The following is a 15,559-nucleotide window of genomic DNA, read 5'->3' on the forward strand; positions in this document are numbered from 1 at the left end:
ATGGTTAATTTCGGAAATCGTGTAATGCGAGGACCGGTACTTTGGAATACAGACCTAATTTTTTTACTAAAGGGTTCGAAAAAACACTTCCGAAGAAAAGATGCTTTTTATTAATAAAAGCGATCATACCGCTCTTGCGTTCTTCTACAAACTGCATAAGCCCTTCTTGAATATTTACGTTCTCCAGCCAGTGAAAAGTAAAATGTGTGCCATCCAAACAGTCTTCAAGCAATTCTTTATTGTGTTGTTGCGTATCGCTAAGTATTTCCTTTTCTTGAACATGCAAAATGCGTATAGGCGCATTCGTGATCCTGGAAATTTCGAACAAATACTGCATTTCACGCTTCTTGTAATGGGTCTTGTAGCTGGTAGGAAAAACGATCTCCTTTGGCTCCTGATAGGTTACGTTACCTGGCACTGCCAGCACGGGGCAGTTTCGTATTTTTTCCATGGCATTGATGGTATTGCTTCCAAAGAGCACATCTGTCGCATCGGTTTGACCTTTGGTTCCCATAATCACAAGTTCAATATCGTATTTTTCAATAGTTTTCTTAAGTGCCTTTAATGGTAAAAGATCTAAAGCCAACGATTCATAGGTATGTCCGGAATAGATGGTTCGTATCTCTAAATGCTGTAAGGTCTTTTGCAGTTCTTTTTCTGCTTTTTCTTTTGCGATCTTCGAACGGGAATCTCCATACGCATGCACCAAATAGAAGGCTACCTCTTCGCGTTTGTAGAGATCGGCAGCATAGGCAATGGCGTTCCACGCGTTCTTGGAGAAATCGGTTGGGATTAATATTCTCTTCTTCATCATTATTGTTTTTATTATTTAATCGGAATCACTAAGGTTGGCGTGTGTGTGTTTTTTCCCATCCGCTTCACCACAGGTTCACGGAAAAGTGTATCGATGAAATTGTGTTTATGATATACCAGCGCCAACAAATCAATGTTTTTATCATCGATGAAAGTGTGCAATGTGTTTGAAATATTTTCTTTTTTCTGAAGCCAGTGTATTTCTGAATTAAATTCAATCAGATCATTTTTAAACTGCTCGATATTATGCCGCTGCTCCTCATTTAACTCGGCTTCTCCTACATGAGTTACATGAAGGGTGGAATTATAATGTCGCACCAACTGAAGCAATGGTTTTAACTTTGAAAGTTGGTAAAATTCATTAAAATCTGTAGCAAAGGCAATGTTTGATGGGATATTAAAATCTACTTCTTTGGGTACTATAAGTAATGGACACCCTTCCAATTTTTGGATTACTTTTAGGGTCGTGCTTCCCATAAGTACAGCTTCTGCTCCTGTTCTGCCCTTGGATCCCATCACTACAAGATCGAACCCTTCTTCGGCTATCATGGTATTAATTAGGCGAGGCAATTGTGCAGGTGTAGAAATAATATCGTACGTATGGGGCAGATCCCCTAAGTCAAGTTTAATTGTATGCATAAACTTTTTGCCATCATCTTCAGATTGAGCGTAAAGTTTGTCAACAATACCTTCAGAACGGCCAATGTCCACACGACTTGTAAGTGTGCTAATCTCATCACCAAAAGAATGGACAAGCGTGATCTGCAAGGCTTCGCTCCCAAATAGCTTGGAGACATAAAATAGTGCCGCATATGCATTTTTTGAGAAGTCGGTAGGTACAAGGATTTTTTTCATTTTTACCATTTTTAAAACCCGAAGAATAAATTTTGAGTTGTCAATGAATCATTGTGCTGCTCAATACCGTATTTGTTGACTCTTCCGGTGAATTCAAATATATTCCTTACAATACAGTTTTTAAATGATTAAAATCATATTCCCTGATTCAGAAAGATTTAAATACCTAAAAACCCGTTCCGAATAAATTTACGAAACAGGTTTAAAAGTTTATAAGGCGATCATTTTTTATGCACAGCACATTTCATCACTATCCTTTACACCAAGCTTTTTTAAGATCTTCTCCATCAAACACCATTTTGTAAAGGATGATTGCAACAAGTTGGCGCCCACAAAACCTGTGAACCACAACCAATTGATATTCACATACACAGCCAAAAGGAGGCTGATCAAAATAAAAGTTCCGGCAATTGCCCTGATATATCTGTTAATCATACTATTGAATTTAGAGTTACTATTTATTGCTTTTCTTCCCAAAACGCCTCCAATGGAGGAGGAACGCAAACAAGTACGCACCATTGGGGAGTTGGGAAACTATTTATATACTCCGCTCTATGGGCACCACCACCGCATGAATAGGATTATTGGTTTCCAACGTTTCATTGAATCGAATCACTAAGTTGAAAAAGGAATCAATCTTTTCATCTTCAGTAAAAGAGAAAAACATACTGCTGTCCGCTCCTCCTTTTTCCGATGGAAACCAACTGGAATTCATCATAAAGGAAGAAGCATTTTTATACCCTTCAATATCGGAGCCGCTGTAGCTCTCAATATTCGCTTTTTTGAAAAGTTGCAGAACATCCTTTTGAAATGCGTCCACAACGGTTACAATTAGTAGTTTCATCGTTTTATTCTTTAAAGTTTTTTCGTTCAATCATATAATAGACCAGCGGCACAACGAGTAACGTTAACACCGTGGAAACTATGGTGCCTCCCATTAGTGAAATGGCAAGCCCCTGGAATATTGGGTCAAAGAGGATTACAAAAGCACCAATTACTACAGTGCCCGCCGTCAATAAAATTGGGGTGGTCCGTACGGCACCGGCTTCAATTACGGCTTGCTTTAACGGTATGCCTTCCGCGGTTCGCAGGTTTACAAAATCGATCAACAGCACCGAGTTTCGCACCATTATTCCCGCCAGGGCGATCATCCCAATAAAAGATGTAGCCGTAAAGAACGCTCCCATAATCCAGTGACCGAGCACAATTCCTATTAATGAAAGTGGAATGGCAACCATCATTACGACCGGTGCTTTAAAATTTTGGAACCAACCTACAATCAAAATGTAAATGATGATGATGACTCCTAAAAAAGCAATCCCCAAATCGCGGAAAACCTCCAAGGTTATCTGCCATTCGCCATCCCATTTCACGGTGAAATCATCTTCGTGTTCGGGTTGCTGCAAGTAGAGTTCGTTCATTTTGTAGCCTGCTGGCAGTTCTATATTGTTCAGCTTATCGGTCATTCCCAAAATTGCATATACAGGACTTTCCAGCTCTCCCGCCATATCTGCCAAAACATAAACCACTCGTTTTTGGTTTTTACGGTAAATACTCTTGGCTCGGGTGTTTTCTTGAATATTTACCAAATCACCCACCGAAACCATATTACCAAGTTTTGAAGCAATCTTCAATTGTGAAATATCCTGGATCGTGGATTTTTCCATTTCATCCAAGGCAAGCAAAATGCCTACTTGATCTGTAGCATCTTCAGCATACAGATTCGTTACCGGGCTGTCTGAAAGCGCCATATTCATGGTATAAACAATCTGCTGAGGCGTCACGCCGTAGCGCATCGCCTTTTCCTTGTCTATTATGAACTCATATTCCTTTTGGTCTGCTTCCACCATCCAGTCCACGTCAACCACATCTTGGGTTTCGTTCAAGATGTTTTCAACTTTCTTAGCAACCGCAATCTGCTGATCGTAATCAGGACCATAAATTTCTGCCACAATGGTTGAAAGCACGGGTGGTCCCGGCGGCACTTCCACGATTTTTACATTCGCGCCAAACTTCTTCCCTATTTCCTGTATATGTGGCCTAAGTTGTTTCGCAATGTCATGGCTTTGTTCGCTTCGGTCTCCTTTTCCAACCAAATTCACCTGAATATCGGCCATATTGCTGCCTCCGCGAAGGTCGTAATGGCGTACCAGACCATTAAAGGTTATCGGTGCCGAAGTGCCCACATAATTTTGATAATTTACTACAAGCGGCTGTGCGGAAAGATATTGACCAATTTCACGGGCAACCACTGCAGTACGCTCCAAAGTGGTTCCTTCGGGCATATCGATCACTACCTGCATTTCGTTTTTATTGTCGAAAGGAAGCATTTTCACGGCAACCGATTTGGTAAAGAACATCATCACGGAACCCAAAAGCATCACCACGGTAATTCCCAAAAACAACCAACGTGTCTTTTTGTTTTCGATTAAAGGGGTCTCAAGTTTTGAATAAATCCTGTAAATAAAAGTACTTTCCAAAGGTTTTTCTTCTTTGGGAGCTTTTCCCTTCTTCTCTTTTTCACGAAGGAATATATACCCCAAATACGGTGTTATGGTTAGCGCCAGGAACAACGACAATATCATCGCAATGGAAGCCCCAATAGGCATTGGCGACATATACGGCCCCATCAATCCGGATACGAAAGCCATAGGCAATACCGAAGCAATTACCGTAAAAGTTGCCAAAATGGTTGGGTTACCCACCTCGTTTATTGCGTAAATAGCCGCTTGTTTAAATGGCAGGCGTTTCATTTTGAAATGCCGGTGCATATTTTCCGCAATGATAATGGAGTCGTCCACCACAATGCCCGTTACGAATACCAAAGCGAACAGTGTGATTCTGTTCAATGTGTAATCAAGTAAATAATAACTCAAAAGTGTTAACGCAAATGTGATCGGCACCGAAAGGAATACCACCAAACCCCCGCGCCAGCCCATTGCGAGCATCACTATCAAGGTAACGGCCAGGATTGCTCCCAAAAGATGCATCAACAGTTCCGAAACTTTTTGTGAAGCCGTTTCCCCGTAATTTCGTGTAATTTCTACGTGAACGTCGTCGGGGATCAGGTTGTTTCGCAAATGATCCACCTTGTCTATGATCACATCGGCGATCTGCATGGCATCGGCACCTTTTCTTTTTGCTACGGAAATGGTCACGGCAGGATATTCCGAAGGGTATTCTGAAGCATTTTCAGCCGCACCACCAAAACCAAAGGAAACATATTGCCTCGGAATTTCGGGACCGTCAAAAATACCGGCCACTTGCTTTAAATAAATGGGTTGGTTCTGCTGCACACCAACAACCAGGTTTTCAACATCGGTGGCAGATTTTAGGAAATTCCCCGTAGTAACCAAAAACTCTGTATCGTTCTTATCAAAACTACCTGAGCTCATTTGCTGGTTGTTTGCCTTTATCATGTCGGCAACGCCCAAAAAGTCCAAACCACTTGCCGCCAGTTTATCCTTATCTAAAACTACTCGCAGCTGTCGGTTTCGCCCTCCAATTTTCTGGGTAGCGGAAACCTGGTTTACTTCTTCAATTTCCTGCGTGAGTTCGTCTGCAATCTGCTTCAGTTGAAAATCGTCGTAGCTTTCGCTCCAAAGCGTTATCCCAAGCATAGGCACATCATCAATGGCACGTGGTTTTACAAGCGGCATGGTTACGCCCGGAGGCATTTGGTCCATATGCTTGTTCATTTCGTTGTAAAGTTTTACGAAAGAACGCTCTATATCTTCGCCCACATAAAACTGCACGATGACCATCGCCCCTTCTTTTGAGGAAGTGGAATACACATATTCCACCCCCGGAATATTGGAAACCAGTTTCTCCAAAGGTTTTACCACCCTCGATTCTACTTCGGTTGGGGAAGCACCGGGATAGCCCACGAAGATGTCGGCCATCGCCACATCAATCTGAGGTTCTTCCTCCCGCGGAATCAAAAAAGAGCTCCATACGCCTACGACCATGAAAACGATCATCAACAGCACCGTAAGCTTCGAGCCTATAAATAACTTGGCAATTTTGCCTGCTAATCCGTCCTTCATGATTATTGTTTAATGGTTATTTTCGCACCGTTGAAAAGTTTTCCTTCGGTAGAAATAATATAGTTTTCATCTGCGGCCAAACCGGAAAGCACTTCCACATTATCGCCAAAGGTCCTTCCCAAACGCAACCAGCGCAGTAAGGCCGTGTTGCTTTGGCTCACAGTGTAGATCCCGGTTAATTGTCCGCGTTTCACCAAGGCTTCCTGCGGTATCAAGACCATATTCACCGCTGTTTTCTTTTCCATGGGGAATTGTACCGTTACGTACATTCCCGAGAGAATGTCTGCATCTGTTTTGTCCAGAACCACTTTTACCAAATATTGCCCGCCCGTGTTTTTGGCCGAAGTGCTTACTTCGGTAACCGTTCCCGGAAGTATTTTATCTATAGATTTTACGACCACTTGTACTTCCACTCCCGATTCTATTTTTGAGATATCACTTTCGGGCACTGAGGCAGTAACTTCAAAATTGCCCGGGCCTTCTACTGAAACAAGTGGAACACCGGGATTTGCCATATCGCCGGCTTCAATGAATTTATTGGTAACTACACCGTTAAAAGGCGCACGAATATTTACATACGCAAACTGGGACTGCACTTCGTTCTTCATCTGCTTGGCTCCTTCCAATCTGGCCTTTGCCATTTCGTAGCGGGCGCGTTGGTCGTCGAGTTCCTTTTGGCTCGCACTGTTATCGGCAAATAGATTTTGAAAACGCTGATAATCCTTTTCCGCATTCTTAAAAGCGGCTTGCGCCTCGGTAATGCCAGCGCTGGTCTGCGCTTGTTTTGCGGATAGGTCAGCATTATTGATGCTTACCAACAACTGTCCTTTTGTAACCTTTTCACCCACATTCACGTGAACCTTATCCACAAAGCCCATCATTCGGGTGCTGAGGGTTGCACTGTTGGCAGCTTCAATCTTTCCGCTGGCGGTTAAAAATGGCGTATTGTTTTCCGCAGTTACTGAACTTACCGTTACAGGCACTGCAGACGTTTTAGCTGTGTTCTTCTCTTCAGAAGAATTATTACAGGCAGTAAAACTGAGTACTGCCGAAAATAGTAGTAGTGTATATATTTTGTTCATCACTGATTAGTTTTTTGTTAAGAATTGTAGGTATGCCAAGGCGTAATTATGCTGAAAAACGGTATTGAAATACTCCAACTGTTTTTGGGAATACTGTGTCTCGGCCATCAAGAGATCTGTGGTTTTTTCCAAGCCTTCCGCAAATCTGTTGGTTCGGATTCTAAGAGCTTCTTTAGATTGTTCCAGCGCCAATTCGGTCAGGTTTAAATTGTTCTTTGCATCCTGATACATCCGTTTTGCTTTGTTCAGCTCCAATTGGCTTTCGGCCTTGTACTGTTCCAGTTCCAGGTTCGCCTTGTTGAATTCGGCCTTGCTCTTTTGTGTTTTCCCGAAACGCTTTGAACCTTCAAAAAGATTCCAGGTCAAGGCTGCACCAAACAAATACCCATTGGCGTCTGCTTGAAAAATCTTATCATCGTACAGTTCGTAGCTTCCAAAAGCATTCAGTCTTGGCAAAAACGTCATTTTAACTGCATTGTAATTGTGTTTGTAGGCCTCTGCTGCAAACTCCATTGCCTGTATATCTGCTCGGGAATTGGAAAGGGTTTCTGCGGAATTCATTTCCGAAGCAACCATTAAAGAATCTGTTGGTTTCAAAACACCCGAAATCTCTTCATTCATTAGCACTTCAAGATATTCCGAAGCATTTATCACGTTACTCCTGGCGTATTGTAACTGGTTTTCCACTTCGGTAACGCGTACTTGCACCGCCAGAACATCGCTTTGTTGCAAATAACCCTGTTTAAAACTGTTGTTTGCCAACCGAAAGTTCTCCTTGGCTGCTTTGAGAGCGGTTTCCAATACGGTGACACTTTTATAGGCCAACTGCAACTGCATATAGGCCTTTTCGGTTTCTAGGGAAAGGTAATCTCCCGTGCGCGCCAACTGCATTTGAGTTGCCTCCCATGTTGCTTTTGCAGCTTTTCGTTGGAATATTCCGTCAAGGTTTATAAGGGGTTGCTGGATTTCCAATCTGGTTGCGAAAATTTCAATCTGCGAAGGGTCGTTCAGTTTGTTAGGGTCAAAATCGGCTTGGGTAACTATTTCCTGATTCAGCTTAAAGCCAAATGCCATCAACGGATTTGTAGTTGCGGTCGCGCTATGGGAAGCGGTTATGTTTGGTAGAAAAACAGCATTCGTCTGATTGTAATCACCTTTTGTGGCAAGAACCTGCTGCCGGCCAATTTTTAGTTTATTGTTTTGCTGAATCACCTTTGCCAGCACCTCGGCCTTGGAAATGGGTACTGTTTGCTGCGCGATCATCATTGCAGGCAGCAAAGCGATTAATCTAATTATATTTTTGATCTTCATTACAACGTTTAATTTGATGCAAACCTACGGCGTATAAAAAGGTGGGTCAGTAACCAATGTTACCGAAGGATTTTAACGTGTAAAAAAAAACACCCCTTTGGGGTGTCTGTAATAAACGAAGCCATTAGCTTTTATAATGCGAATTTTGTTAATTGAAGTCTTTTACGTCATCGCTAAGATCGTAAATAGGGGTCGCTTCGAACGCCTTCTGAAGAATACTAGTTCCCGCTGCGCTACGGTATCCGCCGGCACAGTGTACCACAATAGGTTTATTCGTAGGGATCTCGTTTGTATTTTCACGTAATTGATGCAACGGAATAGGGATAGCGTTTTCAAACAATTTCCCTTCGGAAACTTCACTCTCGTTACGAACGTCTACGATGGTGTAATCTTTCGGGTTCTTTTTGAAAGCTTCCAAATGAAATGACGGCGACTTCTCCAAATTTACCTTGCCAAGAGTAAGAACAGTTTCGACATTCGCTTCATAGCCGATCTTTGCAGTACGTTGAAGGATTCTTTCAACGTTTTCGATAGCGTCCACAACCAAATGGAATTTCTCATCCGGTTGTACGATCGATCCTAACCAAGTTTCAAACTTTGATGTGTCCGAAACCGCCATAATGTTTATACTTCCCGGCAGGTGATTCTTTTTAAAGTTCTCTTCATCTCGAATGTCTATTATGAGTGGGTCTTGCGCTGCTTCTGTTGCATTCATTTTACATTGGATCTTGCCTAAAGCAGCACGTAAGTTTTCAGCTCCATTTTTGTTCACATCCACGTTGTAACCAAAATAGTGCGGAATAAAAGGTTGTGAATCCAACAAATGATTTACAAATTGTTCTTCGGTTTGTTTTTTAAATGCCCAATTCCCAATTCGTTCATTACCCAATGTACTTGACGAAGCGTCCTCGCTCATTCCTTTTCCGCAGAGGGAGCCTGCGCCGTGTGCAGGATAGACGTAGGCAGTGTCCGGCAGATCTGTGAACTTATTTTGCATGGTATCATACATCATTTTTGCCAATTCTTCACGTTTGGCCTTCATATGGCCGGCCTTTTCACGCAGGTCCGGACGCCCCACATCGCCCACAAATAAGGTATCCCCTGTAAATAGGGCTGTTTTATTCTCTTCCGAAGCAATAATAGTGATACTGTCCGGGGAATGGCCCGGTGTATTGATCGCCCGAAAGGTGCAGTCTCCTATAACCACTTCATCGTTATCGTCGAAAGCTACATGTGGATAATCCGCCCCCGTCTTTTTACTGCAGTAAAGGGTGGCACCGGTTTCCTTATGGATCTGCAGATGTGAACTCACAAAATCGGCATGCGGGTGTGTCTCAAACACAGCTACGATCTCTGCATCGTTATCTTCTGCATACTTGTAATACTGAAGAGGATTTCTTTCGGGATCCACCAGTGCCATTTTTCCGTCACTGATAATAGCATACGAAAAATGTGAAAGGGGCTCATATTCAAATTGTTTAATTTTCATATTTTCAGATTTTAGAATCAATTTAAAAAAGACTTTCGAAACGAAAAAAACGAAGGTCAAATTCTAACAAAACTTTAAAACTATGGAGGTCCTGTTAGCTATTAGAATGTTGTTTCATTGGGCATCAATGCCACCTGCCTTTTCAGGTATTATTATGAGACGGGATTACCAAAAAGGGAATGTTTGTATGGTAAGCCACTTGATTGATCACCGGCTTGAAAAGCATATTTTCGAAAAAGGAATGCTTGTTGTGGATCATCACCAGCAAATTGATCTTTTGTTTTATCTGAAAGGTTTCGATCGCTCCAAGAACATCGGTATTTTCGGCAATGTGAAAAAGATGTGCGTTCTCTTCAAAATAATGATCGAGAAAGTCCTTGATGCCTTCCTGCTCTTCTGATAAGGGTTCCCCGTAGTACACGTTCAAAATATTGAGTCGGGCCACGTGGTCCTTACATATCTCTTTGATCAATGAAAGATAGGGGTTCGTCTTATTCAAGGTGTAATCGGTAGGGAACAGGATCTCCTTTGGGGCTTCATAATGGAATCCCGAAGGTACGGCCAGGACAGGACACTTCACTTTTTTAATTGTATACGTAGTGTGGGTTCCCAGAAAGACCTCTTTCGCCCCTGTTGCGCCTTGGGTTCCCATGACAATAAGGTCAATTCCCTTTGTTTCTACCAGATCGATCATTTCCATAACGAGCAGATTAAAACTGGCGATACGTTCAAAAGAATGCTTGGGATTATTGAATTCCTTTTGCAGGGAACTCTCGATACGCTCCAGTCCTTTTTCAGAATTATCCCGAACGATCTCCTGCAATCGAAGTGCCGAATAGCTATCGGCCATGATTCCTACATTGTAAGCGGCCGGTGTAAAGGTGTTCAGTAAATAAAAAGTACAGGATTCCTTTTCAAAAAATTTCATGGCATATCGCAAAGCATTCATGGCATTTTCAGAAAAATCGGTAGGTAATAGGATCTTTTTCATGACTGTGAGTTTACGTTCAATTTCGAGGTAAATTTTGCAATACCAGAAACGGGATCTGGATCTTCAGACCGATATCCTGAATCTTGGAGGTGTGTAAAAGCGATTCCAAATAGGAATGCCGAGAATTGGTCATTACCAATAGGTCAATATCATGTGTCTCAATAAAATCCCTTATAACAGCCGGTATGTCCTTTCCGGCTTGTTGGTGGAACACCGTCTTGTTCTCGTCCAGCAAACAAGACAACAGGGTCCTATTGTCCTGCTGCCGGTACGACAAATTATCGAACGCAGTAATGTACAGAAAATGGAGGGTTGCAACAAATTTTCTGGCCAGGGTGCTCAGCATTTTGATCTCCCGACGCTGGCAGGGCAGTAAATAATCTGTTGTATAGAGTATATGCTTTGGATGTACGTCGTGAAACCGGGAAGGTATGGCGAGAACGGGACACTTCACGTATTTGATAACCTGTAACGTGTTACTCCCAAAAGTGATGTCTCTTTGATCGGTAGCGCCTCGGGTTCCCATCACCAAAACATCGGCATTCTCCTTATCTACCAGATCGTTCGATACATCTACCAAACTTCCAAAAACCGATAGAGAATGATATGCATGTCTGGGATTGGGCGAAATGGCAAGCATTTGGGCAAGAACATGTTGTAGTTCGGTGTCCGACTTTTCCTGAACTTTTTCTCTATACGCTTCAAAGAGTTCCCGAGACATCTCGAGGGTGTTCTCATAGACCTCATCTGCATACGCATGAAAAATGATAAACTCACTTCGCTCGTATTTAAACAATTCTAACGCATAGCGTATCGCATTCATGGCATTTTCAGAAAAATCGGTTGGAATGAGTACTTTTCGCATGGTAGAGGATTACATTTTAGTAGTCTCAAATATAAGCTGAGAGCCTTACAAAAAGAATGACAATTATCAGCTAACCGCTTGATTTTTAGCGAAACCTTAAGATAAAAATTACGGCACAAATGGTACCTTGTAAATAAAAAAATGAAACCCAGTGCACTAACATGGGTGGCCATTACCACCTTAATCCTGCTTACCGTTGTAATCTTTGTCGCTATGGACATGCCTTTTGGTTGGGTATTCTATCTTACAACCCTGGGCCAGGCGGTGTTGGTCTATACTGTCTACCGCGTCCTAACAGATGATTACACAACCCACAAAACCTTCGATGATTTTTACGACGATCATCCCATTGGTAAAAACAAATAGTTCTATTCGTGCAAGACCAGGAAAGGAATCTTGGTATGATAACTTATTTTCTCTACCGTAGGCCTGAATAATATACGCTGAAAGAAATTAAGGTTTTTGGCCACCATAGCGATCATATCGGTATTATTCTTTGCCACGAAACTCTCAATGGCATTATCAATATTCAAGTCTGTAATATAATAGAACTGATGCGGCTTATTATCAAAATGCTCCTGCAAGAAATTCCTGTTCTTTTGCTGAAGGGAACTCAATTCATGCACTTTCTTGGAAACATACAATACACTTAGGACAGCCTCTTTTAACTGAAGTATTTCTGAAAGGGTCTTCAATATCCGGGACTTGTAAAACATATTGAAGTCGGTAGGAAAAAGAATGTTCTTAGGCGGGGTATACCTCGCCTGCTCCGGGATCACCAGTACCGGGCATTTTACGCGGGTAATGACTTCCCCTGTATGGCTGCCAATGGTAGATGCGTTCAATTGGGAAGCTCCCTTGGTTCCCATGACGATGTAGTCGATCTTCTTCTCATCCACATGTTTGCGTATGGCTTCCACAAACTGAATATACTCATGAACTGCATAAAACCGGTGTCTTTTGTTGACCGCAAGTTTTTGCATTTTCTTAAGTTCGGCGGTTAATGTTTCGGAAGGGTCGTAGACCACTTTTTGGTCCAGAACCGTTTCAGAATACTTATAGAAACATTCTTCTTCATTCAATTCTTCCACCAGCGAGACATGCAACAGAAAAAAATTGGCAGGGGTATGCTCAAAAAAAGACAATGCATACCTAATTGCATTCTGGGCATTTTTAGAAAAATCTGTCGGGATAAGAATATTCTTCATCTCACTACTTTGTAACAAGACAAAAGTATTTGGAACGTGTCAGCTAAAGAATGACAATAGTCAGTTTTAGAAAAAAACTACTCGATGGTTTGAAGGCGCTCCAGGTCGAGTATTCTAATGTTTCGCCCTTCGATCTCTATAAGTCCCTCTTTCTTAAAGCCCGATAGGGTTCTAATGAGGCTCTCGGTGGCGATCCCTGCCACACTCGCAAGATCATTGCGGGATATTTTTATGGAGTCTTCCGATTTCTTGTTCAATACCTCGGCAAATTGAAGGATGGTCTGTGCTGTTTTTTTCCGAACGGAACTATAAGCCATTTGCAGCAGTTGTTCCTTTATTTCTGAAAGGTTGTCGGTGAGCACGTTCATTAACTCCAAGGAAACGTTCCTGCTTTTGCCCAGTACTTCTTTTAATTCCATTTTGGAGATCGCTGCCAGCTCGGTATCCTCAACGGCGGTTGCCGATTCCTGATAAGGGAAATTTTCATCAAATGAGGTAAAGCCCAGAAAGTCATCGGCTTTGTGCAAAGCGGTCGTTAATTCCTTTCCGCTTTCATCCATCTTATGACTTTTTACCACCCCTTTTAAAATTAGAAAAATGTTGTTGGAATGATCCCCTACTTTATAGACGGGTTCTCCTTTTTTTACTTGTATGATCGTTCCATTATCGTCGAAGAAATTCTTTAGCTCGTGCAAACTGCGAACGCTATCCTCGTCCTGTTCCGCTAACGCTGCTTGCTGAATCTCTTTTGCCATGGCCGACAGAATGCTCGATTTGGCCAAGCGGCTTTCTATGGCACTTAAAAGTTCTTCTTCATCGAAGGGTTTTGTGAGGTAATCATCGGCCCCCAGATCCATTCCCTTTCTAATTTCCTTATGTTCGGTTTTTGCAGAAAGAAAGATAAAGGGGATCTGTCGTGTATTAACGTCGTTGGCAAGTGCCTGTAGCACCCCATATCCGTCCACTTCGGGCATCATGATATCGCATACAATAATATCGGGTTTTTCCTTCTTGGCTTGCTCAATGCCGGCAGCGCCGTTAGGCGATGTTAATACGTTGTAATTTGAAAGTTCCAGCAGCTCTGCCGTATTCTCTCGAAGGGCGACATCGTCTTCTATGATAAGTATGGTTTTCATGCTACGCTTCATTATGAATTATGTTTTATGGGAAGGACCACGGTAAAGGAACTCCCTTTATGCTCCTTACTGCTGAACACGATAGTACCGCCCAAGTTTTCTAAATGACTTTTCACAATATTGAGGCCAATTCCGGTGCCCTGGTCCAAAAGGGCGTTCTCGGCCCGAAAGTATCTATTGAATATAAATTTTTGTTCCTTTTCGGGGATACCCATTCCTTCATCTGTTATAGAAATCGACAAATCGTCCTTTTTCAATTTTATCTGAACATCGATCACCGTGTGCTCCGGAGAATACTTGATCGCGTTATTAATTAAATTCGTTAGAATGAGTTCCAGTATCTTCTCATCAAACTCGATCACGATATCATCAATATTTTGAGGGTAATTGATCTTTTGCCCGTCTTTTAACAACATGTTCGCGTCGTAGATCACCTCATTGATCACCTTACTCAAAGGGAACTCGCTAAATTTGTAGGTAGCTTTACCCGTTTCAATACGCTCTATGGATAAGAAATCATCCAGGATATTATTGAGGTATTTCACTTTACTTTGAATGGTCTTTAAATGCTTTTCCCGCTTTTCTTGTTGCTCGGTCTGGGTGTATTTTCTCGCCAAAGTAGCCGAAGTAAGGATCCCACTCAAGGGTGTTTTAAATTCATGAGAGACCAAGGAGAGGAATTTTGTCTTTAACTCGTTTAATTCACGTTCCTTGCGAAGCGATTCTTTCATCTTGTTCTCTGCCTCTTTTCGCTTGATTACCTCATCTTTCAATTCGATGATGGTGCTGTGAAGCTCTTTCGTACGTTGTTCGATCCGTTGCTCCAAGCTCTCATTGAGCACTCTTATTTCCTTCTCTTGTTGCTTCCGTACGGAAATATCGCTCACCAAGGCCATCACGTAGGTACTCTTATTGATCTCGAAAGGGTTGAGGCCGGCTTCTACAGGAAAGACACTACCATCCTTCCGCAACCCATACAGATCACGCCCATGTCCCATCTGTCGCTTGTCACTATTTTCTACAAACGCTTCAAAGTGTCCCTCATGTTTTTTGTGGTATTCCTTCGGAATAAGAAGATTTAAAGATTGCCCGATCAATTCATCGCCCTCGTACCCGAACATGGCATTGGCAGCCCCATTTGAAGCAACCACTTCTTGACGGGCATTTACAATAATGATTCCTTCAGAAATAGCTTCAGAAAGAAGTTTGAAAATGGTGTCCTTTTTTTCTTCAAAAACCTTCATTCCCCCAAATGTAATGATTTTAATAGAGTTATCGGAACTGATTTTTATCATAAAACATGCCGGCGGAATTTGTTATTTTTAACCAATATTTAAAACACTGAAATTATGGACACTACACATCCGGCCGAATTGGAATTCTACCAAAAGATTGGAAAACTTTTTTACGCCGTGGCGGCTGCCGATAACGTCGTTCGCAAAGCCGAATATGATATGCTTTTGGACATAGTTTCATCGCACTGGATGAACGTAGATGAAGTTAAAGATGAATTTCACAGCGATGCGGCATTCCAGATCGAGATCGTATTTGGATGGCTTGATTACAACAATGCCCAAGCCGATGATTGTTTTGAAGAATTTCGCGAGTTCAAAATGGAGCATGAGAACCTTTTTGACGACAAGCGAAAGAAACTTATCTGGAAAACGGCGCATGCCATCGCCGATGCCTTTGCCGGCACCAACAAATCGGAATTGGTTCTCCTTTCCAAATTAAAATTAACCCTCAGTTCTTAAAAAGCAAAT

The 15,559-nt window shown here is 42.2% G+C and carries 15 protein-coding genes; 2 read left to right on the forward strand and 13 right to left on the reverse strand.

Going from position 1 to position 15,559, the window contains the following annotated elements:
* Positions 1–4 precede the first annotated feature (4 nt).
* The 10 genes from JS40_RS04895 to JS40_RS04940 all read right to left on the reverse strand — a co-directional run bounded on the left by JS40_RS04895 (position 5) and on the right by JS40_RS04940 (position 11,452).
* The gene (locus tag JS40_RS04895) at positions 5–811 is read right to left on the reverse strand and encodes a universal stress protein (protein WP_034262103.1); all 807 of its coding nucleotides are present in this window, start codon (positions 809–811) and stop codon (positions 5–7) included.
* Positions 812–825: 14 nt separating this feature from the next.
* Complete coding sequence (locus JS40_RS04900) at positions 826–1,668, reverse strand: universal stress protein (protein WP_160172951.1); 843 nt, start codon at positions 1,666–1,668, stop codon at positions 826–828.
* Positions 1,669–1,896: 228 nt separating this feature from the next.
* Entirely contained in the window at positions 1,897–2,103 is a 207-nt protein-coding gene (locus JS40_RS04905; protein WP_034258835.1) for a YgaP family membrane protein, read from the reverse strand.
* Positions 2,104–2,206: 103 nt separating this feature from the next.
* Complete coding sequence (locus tag JS40_RS04910) at positions 2,207–2,512, reverse strand: hypothetical protein (RefSeq protein WP_034262104.1); 306 nt, start codon at positions 2,510–2,512, stop codon at positions 2,207–2,209.
* Between the two features lie 4 nt (positions 2,513–2,516).
* A complete protein-coding gene (locus JS40_RS04915; protein WP_034258837.1) occupies positions 2,517–5,714 on the reverse strand; it encodes an efflux RND transporter permease subunit in 3,198 nt (1,065 codons plus the stop codon).
* 2 nt (positions 5,715–5,716) lie between these two features.
* On the reverse strand, positions 5,717–6,796 hold the full coding sequence (locus tag JS40_RS04920) for an efflux RND transporter periplasmic adaptor subunit (protein ID WP_034258838.1): 1,080 nt from the start codon (positions 6,794–6,796) through the stop codon (positions 5,717–5,719).
* A gap of 6 nt (positions 6,797–6,802) precedes the next feature.
* The gene (locus JS40_RS04925) at positions 6,803–8,107 is read right to left on the reverse strand and encodes a TolC family protein (protein WP_034258841.1); all 1,305 of its coding nucleotides are present in this window, start codon (positions 8,105–8,107) and stop codon (positions 6,803–6,805) included.
* 148 nt (positions 8,108–8,255) lie between these two features.
* Complete coding sequence (locus JS40_RS04930; RefSeq protein ID WP_034258843.1) at positions 8,256–9,596, reverse strand: MBL fold metallo-hydrolase; 1,341 nt, start codon at positions 9,594–9,596, stop codon at positions 8,256–8,258.
* A 142-nt stretch (positions 9,597–9,738) separates the two neighbouring features.
* Positions 9,739–10,587, reverse strand: a complete 849-nt coding sequence (locus tag JS40_RS04935; RefSeq protein WP_034258845.1) for a universal stress protein — start codon at positions 10,585–10,587, stop codon at positions 9,739–9,741.
* A 16-nt stretch (positions 10,588–10,603) separates the two neighbouring features.
* Positions 10,604–11,452, reverse strand: coding sequence for a universal stress protein (locus tag JS40_RS04940; protein ID WP_034258847.1), 849 nt, complete (start codon positions 11,450–11,452; stop codon positions 10,604–10,606).
* A 141-nt stretch (positions 11,453–11,593) separates the two neighbouring features.
* On the opposite strand from JS40_RS04940, the gene JS40_RS04945 reads away from it, so the two are divergent.
* On the forward strand, positions 11,594–11,818 hold the full coding sequence (locus JS40_RS04945; protein ID WP_034258849.1) for a hypothetical protein: 225 nt from the start codon (positions 11,594–11,596) through the stop codon (positions 11,816–11,818).
* A gap of 2 nt (positions 11,819–11,820) precedes the next feature.
* Here the strand turns inward: JS40_RS04945 and JS40_RS04950 are convergent, their stop codons facing one another.
* The 3 genes from JS40_RS04950 to JS40_RS04960 all read right to left on the reverse strand — a co-directional run bounded on the left by JS40_RS04950 (position 11,821) and on the right by JS40_RS04960 (position 15,040).
* Positions 11,821–12,660, reverse strand: coding sequence for a universal stress protein (locus JS40_RS04950; RefSeq protein ID WP_034258851.1), 840 nt, complete (start codon positions 12,658–12,660; stop codon positions 11,821–11,823).
* Positions 12,661–12,737: 77 nt separating this feature from the next.
* Entirely contained in the window at positions 12,738–13,796 is a 1,059-nt protein-coding gene (locus JS40_RS04955; protein ID WP_034262106.1) for a response regulator, read from the reverse strand.
* Between the two features lie 11 nt (positions 13,797–13,807).
* Positions 13,808–15,040, reverse strand: a complete 1,233-nt coding sequence (locus JS40_RS04960) for a PAS domain-containing sensor histidine kinase (protein WP_034258852.1) — start codon at positions 15,038–15,040, stop codon at positions 13,808–13,810.
* 105 nt (positions 15,041–15,145) lie between these two features.
* Here JS40_RS04960 and JS40_RS04965 point away from each other — a divergent pair, with 105 nt between their 5' ends.
* Complete coding sequence (locus JS40_RS04965; RefSeq protein WP_034258853.1) at positions 15,146–15,550, forward strand: hypothetical protein; 405 nt, start codon at positions 15,146–15,148, stop codon at positions 15,548–15,550.
* The last annotated feature ends 9 nt before the right edge of the window (positions 15,551–15,559 follow it).

Origin of the sequence: Altibacter lentus (assembly GCF_000746845.1) — a bacterium.
Lineage (GTDB): Bacteria > Bacteroidota > Bacteroidia > Flavobacteriales > Flavobacteriaceae > Altibacter > Altibacter lentus.

What these genes read in the sequence shown, in the direction of transcription:
- JS40_RS04895 (WP_034262103.1), bottom strand. Translation starts at nt 811, where the DNA reads ATGAAGAAGAGAATATTAATCCCAACCGATTTCTCCAAGAACGCGTGG.
- JS40_RS04900 (WP_160172951.1), bottom strand. Translation starts at nt 1,668, where the DNA reads ATGAAAAAAATCCTTGTACCTACCGACTTCTCAAAAAATGCATATGCG.
- JS40_RS04905 (WP_034258835.1), bottom strand. Translation starts at nt 2,103, where the DNA reads ATGATTAACAGATATATCAGGGCAATTGCCGGAACTTTTATTTTGATC.
- JS40_RS04910 (WP_034262104.1), bottom strand. Translation starts at nt 2,512, where the DNA reads ATGAAACTACTAATTGTAACCGTTGTGGACGCATTTCAAAAGGATGTT.
- JS40_RS04915 (WP_034258837.1), bottom strand. Translation starts at nt 5,714, where the DNA reads ATGAAGGACGGATTAGCAGGCAAAATTGCCAAGTTATTTATAGGCTCG.
- JS40_RS04920 (WP_034258838.1), bottom strand. Translation starts at nt 6,796, where the DNA reads ATGAACAAAATATATACACTACTACTATTTTCGGCAGTACTCAGTTTT.
- JS40_RS04925 (WP_034258841.1), bottom strand. Translation starts at nt 8,107, where the DNA reads ATGAAGATCAAAAATATAATTAGATTAATCGCTTTGCTGCCTGCAATG.
- JS40_RS04930 (WP_034258843.1), bottom strand. Translation starts at nt 9,596, where the DNA reads ATGAAAATTAAACAATTTGAATATGAGCCCCTTTCACATTTTTCGTAT.
- JS40_RS04935 (WP_034258845.1), bottom strand. Translation starts at nt 10,587, where the DNA reads ATGAAAAAGATCCTATTACCTACCGATTTTTCTGAAAATGCCATGAAT.
- JS40_RS04940 (WP_034258847.1), bottom strand. Translation starts at nt 11,452, where the DNA reads ATGCGAAAAGTACTCATTCCAACCGATTTTTCTGAAAATGCCATGAAT.
- JS40_RS04945 (WP_034258849.1), top strand. Translation starts at nt 11,594, where the DNA reads ATGAAACCCAGTGCACTAACATGGGTGGCCATTACCACCTTAATCCTG.
- JS40_RS04950 (WP_034258851.1), bottom strand. Translation starts at nt 12,660, where the DNA reads ATGAAGAATATTCTTATCCCGACAGATTTTTCTAAAAATGCCCAGAAT.
- JS40_RS04955 (WP_034262106.1), bottom strand. Translation starts at nt 13,796, where the DNA reads ATGAAAACCATACTTATCATAGAAGACGATGTCGCCCTTCGAGAGAAT.
- JS40_RS04960 (WP_034258852.1), bottom strand. Translation starts at nt 15,040, where the DNA reads ATGAAGGTTTTTGAAGAAAAAAAGGACACCATTTTCAAACTTCTTTCT.
- JS40_RS04965 (WP_034258853.1), top strand. Translation starts at nt 15,146, where the DNA reads ATGGACACTACACATCCGGCCGAATTGGAATTCTACCAAAAGATTGGA.